The 4,636-nt window shown below is 51.3% G+C and carries 5 protein-coding genes; all 5 read right to left on the bottom strand.

Annotated elements, in window-relative coordinates:
- The coding region (locus tag J4G02_10970) for a dihydrodipicolinate synthase family protein (GenBank protein MCE2395097.1) at nucleotides 1-440 on the bottom strand (440 nt) is incomplete at its 3' end.
- Between the two features lie 17 nt (nucleotides 441-457).
- Nucleotides 458-1,162 carry a hypothetical protein gene (locus J4G02_10965; GenBank protein ID MCE2395096.1) on the bottom strand — a complete coding sequence of 235 codons (705 nt, stop codon included), beginning with the start codon at nucleotides 1,160-1,162 and terminating at the stop codon, nucleotides 458-460.
- Nucleotides 1,163-1,276: 114 nt separating this feature from the next.
- Nucleotides 1,277-2,044, bottom strand: a complete 768-nt coding sequence (locus tag J4G02_10960; GenBank protein ID MCE2395095.1) for a phytanoyl-CoA dioxygenase family protein — start codon at nucleotides 2,042-2,044, stop codon at nucleotides 1,277-1,279.
- 203 nt (nucleotides 2,045-2,247) lie between these two features.
- Nucleotides 2,248-4,482, bottom strand: a complete 2,235-nt coding sequence (locus tag J4G02_10955; GenBank protein MCE2395094.1) for an alginate lyase family protein — start codon at nucleotides 4,480-4,482, stop codon at nucleotides 2,248-2,250.
- Nucleotides 4,483-4,494: 12 nt separating this feature from the next.
- Nucleotides 4,495-4,636, bottom strand: a 142-nt coding sequence (locus J4G02_10950) for a decarboxylase (protein MCE2395093.1), incomplete at its 5' end; no start/stop codon positions are given.

Below are 4,636 nucleotides of genomic sequence, written 5' to 3'. Positions count from 1 at the left end.
AAGACCCGTTTCGCGCGCGGCAGGTTGTAGTGTAGAAACCGTGAATCCGGAAACGTACCACATAAGTCTTTGAAGAAGGTTAACAACTCGTAATCGTTCAATGCGCCCCAACTCGGCAAAACGGTTTGAAAGGTGCGGAAGCCGAGATCGTGTGCGAATCCCACACGTTCTACGATATTCGCTGTGGACAGACCAATCGCTCCAACCATCGGGTGAATATCGGGCCCCCGCGTCTCTTCGTAGAAGATTTGAACAATCTGACGATAGCGGCCGGTATCGACCGCGTGTCCCTCGCCGGCGGTGCCAAAGATATATAGATGGTTGAACCCTGCCTTGAGGGTATGCCGCACCTCTTCTCGAAGCAGATTTTCTATCAGATTTTCGTTTTCATCCCACGGTATCTCACATGACACCAGAACCGCTTGGGGATAACGTGCCATTTCTCGATCTCCTTCCGTCAATCACCATCGAAGCAGCCCGCCATATTCTCAAGAAAATCATCGATACTCACCTGCTGATAACGTCCAACAGCAGGAAAATCAGTCTGCTCGGCGTCTTCAACTTCCCTTTCGGCGTTGGGAAATTCGGCAACGCTCCTCTGAAGAAGAGCTGCTACCTGTTGAGAGCCACAAATCTCCACGTTGGGAATCGGCGTATTGTAGTAGTAGACCGCTTTCAACCGAGTTTCGAGCATCTTACGCGCATAGGCGGGGAGCAGGGATTCGTCGGACCCCGGCTTGAAACCGTGCGGCAAGAACAGTCGATTTATCTGAAAATCGTGAATCGTTTTCAGCATGCCCGTAACGTCTCCCGGTGTTGGAACCCACTTTGAGTCGGGCCAAACATCCAGATTTCCCCAACCTGCGCCAATGCGATCCATTGGCAGTCGTTCACCTCGCCCATGGATAGTCCCTTCACTTGCGCCAATAAAGGCAAAGTGCTGCGGGTGTGCGCGGAGACTATCATAAAAGGCAGTTGTCAACGCGAGTAGAGCGTCCCCGGTGTACAGAATGCCGTCTTCGATACAAGGAGAGATGACACCGACCCGGTCTAGTTCATGGTAATTGGGGCAGAATCCATTAAAATCAACGCTGATTCGCTCATTCTCAGTGAGTTGCCAATATTGAAAGTCTGAAGCTCTTAGCAATTTGCTCGTGTGCATAGTTATGTTGATTCATTGGTTAATTAGTTCATTGGGACATTAGAGTTGGGTTTCGCTATCGTTCAACTCAACCCACGATATTCCTTAACAGACAAACAAAAGGGGACAGATCTCTCAGATACACCCCGGCATCGATTTGCCCCGCATCAGCATCGCATCGTTTTCACTTTCCGAGGGACCCGTATATCGACACTTGGCACTGACGTAGTGTGTCGCATACCCACGCCTCCGTTGATTCGTCAAGTTAGGACGACTGCTGTGGAGGAGGAGACCGTGGTGGAAGCTGCAATCGCCTGCCTTCAATTCCAACGGGCGCTCCTCGGCTAGGCTTCCCTCAATCGACATCTGCTCATATTCTGCCCATTCCGATTTTTCTGTGATGCCGAATTTGTGCGTACCGGGCAGAATCCAGACACACCCATTCTCGATTGTTGAATCGGTAAGCGCCGCCCAACAGGTCACCATGTCGGGTGGATCGATGTAGAATCCGAGTGGCATATCCTGATGGTAGCCCTGTCGCGAGCCGATTCGCGGCGGTTTCATAAAAAGCTGATCTTGGTAGAGTTTGATATCAGGTCCCAGTAGTAATTCGATAACGTCCAGAATCTTCGGATTGCGAGCATGGTTTTCAAATCCTTCATCGTAGAAGGCAAGATGACTCATTTTCCGCAAGGAATCTGCGTAGTTCTCCGCCTGAGCCTCCCCTGCTCTCACACGTGGCTCGACCTGGAGTTGTCCTTCCGGGATGTGGGAAACTTTCCCGCTTGCTACCCATTCGGCATGGGCAAGGAGCGATGCAACCTCATCGGGGGCAAGTAGATTTTTCACAATGATGAATCCATCTTCCCAGAACTGTTCTATTTTTTTATTAGACAGCTGCATGATATGTTTTCCTTCTCGAACTTGGGAAAGTATTAAAACCTCCGCGAATTAACACAAATCCACGTAAGTAAAAAAGAAAGGCTAAAAACAGGCAACTACAAGGGTTGCCCCTACAACCTGCTCAAAACCCGAAATGTTCGGGCAGGAAACCCCGCCTCTACGATTACTATTGCACGATTTCGTTACATAAGCAACGAGACATTTTATTCGCGGGTAGCGGGAAGGGTCTCGCCGCGATACTGTAGGTTGTTCCCACCAATAACTGCCCAATCCAAGAGTGTACCATCGTTATCGCGGCGTATCAGTGCTGCCTCCCCGGTGAAGGCAATGTCTCGGAATTGCTGGTGTCCCACGTGCCATGGAGAACAGTAGAGGTCCTCCCGACCATCCGGAAACATAACGCGGATCCAACCGTCGCTAGGAACACCAACAGATTCAACTTTCAGAGAAACTACTTCGTTAGCCTGCATTGGCACAAGCACCGTCTGAAAAACAGTCGGCAGCATTCCAGCCCGGCGATAGGTTACACAAGGAGCCGGTGTTGGACGAGGACCTCCACCACAATACCAACCCTGCAGACTGGGATCGGTACGCCCTTCGACAACCTCTACTTCAAGACCGTTCCTGACCGCTGGAATAAACGCCAGATTGGGTTGGTCTAGCGTAACTGTTTGCACAGTTTTCGTATCCGGATCCACGCGGACCTCAACTGGAATGAGATGAAATAGCTGTTCGCAGGTGTGAACACCGTCGCCGGTCAGATGGTCGGTGATAATCCAATACTCTATATCGTCATCCCTACGCCCTTTGACGAAAATGACACTGCGATAGTGCACAACCGATGGATCAATTTCGTCGCTCTGTGGGTCCCCATAGCCTTCGGTATAGCTGCCCGAAAGAAAGTCACAGGTCTCTGCGCTGAACCACGGATTTGATAGTGGTTGATCGGTCATGAATGGCCCTGTTTTCAGTCGAACTTGGCTCTTTCCGTCTACGATGACTGTGTTATGTGCAGCGGACGCAATGAAGAAATCGTGAAATTTCATTTCGCGTTCAGTCGTCGCATAGGTGTGGATCCCCAAGTCCTCCACTAATGAACGACCATAAGCGACAACCTCCACCGCTAACTTGCCTTCATGCCCGTGCAGGACTCCCACTGGACCCACATCGAAAAACAGATAGTTGGCGTCACGTCGCCAATCACTGCGCATCACACCGACTCCGCCGTAAGCATACCACGCTGATGTGTGCGGCGGGGAAGTGCCTCCTTCCCCAAAACTGACGATGTATTGCAGGTCAGCCCGGTTTTCTGAGTCTGCGATAGTCTCTACATAATCAAAGGCAGAACCGCGTGTGCTATCGCCCGTCCATACATAACTGCCATCCGGTTTAGCGATGTAGGCAAGAAACTCAGCTCGCAATAACATCGGGCGATGCAGATCGTTCAGAAAGTTCCAGCCATTCGCTTGTGCCAATGTTAGGGCTTCTAACCCGGCTGCCGAGGCACCTACGACGTAACCGTAGGAGTTCTCTTTGGACGATCCGTCCGGATAGAACGCACCCTCACCGAAAAACTCTTCGACCTGACTAAAGCCGCGTTCACGCCATCTCGGCGCATCCTTAAATTCCGGCATTCCCACGCCCAACCATGCCAACCCCAAGCCGTTGAATAGCAGTTGATTGCCCGGCGCGTTGGTCACCGCTTCCATCGACGCAGCACAACCACCTGACAGCCAAGATTGAATCGCGCAAAAATCGTTGGGTGATAACCGTTCCCAAGAAAGGATGAAGGGCATTAATTGCTGATAGTTGCGTGCGAGCTGCATGTCGGGAATCCAAATCCACGAACTCCTTCCATCCACATAGCTGACATAGTGAGTCGCAATCTTGACAAGTTTGGCGATATACCGCTCATCATCGTTCAGCCAATACGCTTGTGCCAAAGCGCGGAGAAAATATTGGTAAGGCAGACTCAGTGTCCATCGCCTTCCAACAGCCGGCGGCACATGCTCCCAGTTCCAGTCGGGACTCAGATCTTGGACACCATCTTCGGGGTGATACGGGATAAAAACCTTGTTATCCAAGAGCATATCAGCCAGATCCAACACGGTGTAATCGGACGGCTTTATCCCATCGGTACGGCTGAAGGTGTAGCCTTTTTCGAGACTGATTAATCCTTTAACCTTTTCACGTTCACGCCAAGTGATTAACTTTGGGATGGTAGTCAGAAAATTCCAGCCGGTTGAGTTAGTCTCAAAGGAACGTCCGCCCCGATGCTCAGTGTGCCAATCGAGGACCGATGGCTTTCGCTCACGGTAGTACGCCAGATAGGCTGCCTCGGCAGCGGAGTAATCCTCAACTTCTATCGCTGCCTTCACCGCTTCCAATCCGGACATCTCCAAGTTCATGCGTTTGAACATATCGACGATACTGGACATCACTCCGTTCCTTTACGCACCGAGTTGCTCCGACAAAAGCCTCCCGTACCCATCAATCGGATCCTGATGCCCTAAGGCTCGCAAACAACCCCAACATGTCGCCAAGTTGCTAGAGATGACCGGTACGCCGAGTTCTGCTTCCAGTCGTGCTAGC

The organism is Candidatus Poribacteria bacterium, assembly GCA_021295755.1.
In the GTDB taxonomy this organism is placed as follows: Bacteria; Poribacteria; WGA-4E; order WGA-4E; family PCPOR2b; genus PCPOR2b.
This window is presented reverse-complemented; position numbering and strand designations above follow the sequence as displayed.

Excerpts from the sequence above, each read along its gene's own strand:
- J4G02_10955 (MCE2395094.1), bottom strand. The coding sequence starts at position 4,482 with ATGTCCAGTATCGTCGATATGTTCAAACGCATGAACTTGGAGATGTCC.
- J4G02_10960 (MCE2395095.1), bottom strand. The coding sequence starts at position 2,044 with ATGCAGCTGTCTAATAAAAAAATAGAACAGTTCTGGGAAGATGGATTC.
- J4G02_10965 (MCE2395096.1), bottom strand. The coding sequence starts at position 1,162 with ATGCACACGAGCAAATTGCTAAGAGCTTCAGACTTTCAATATTGGCAA.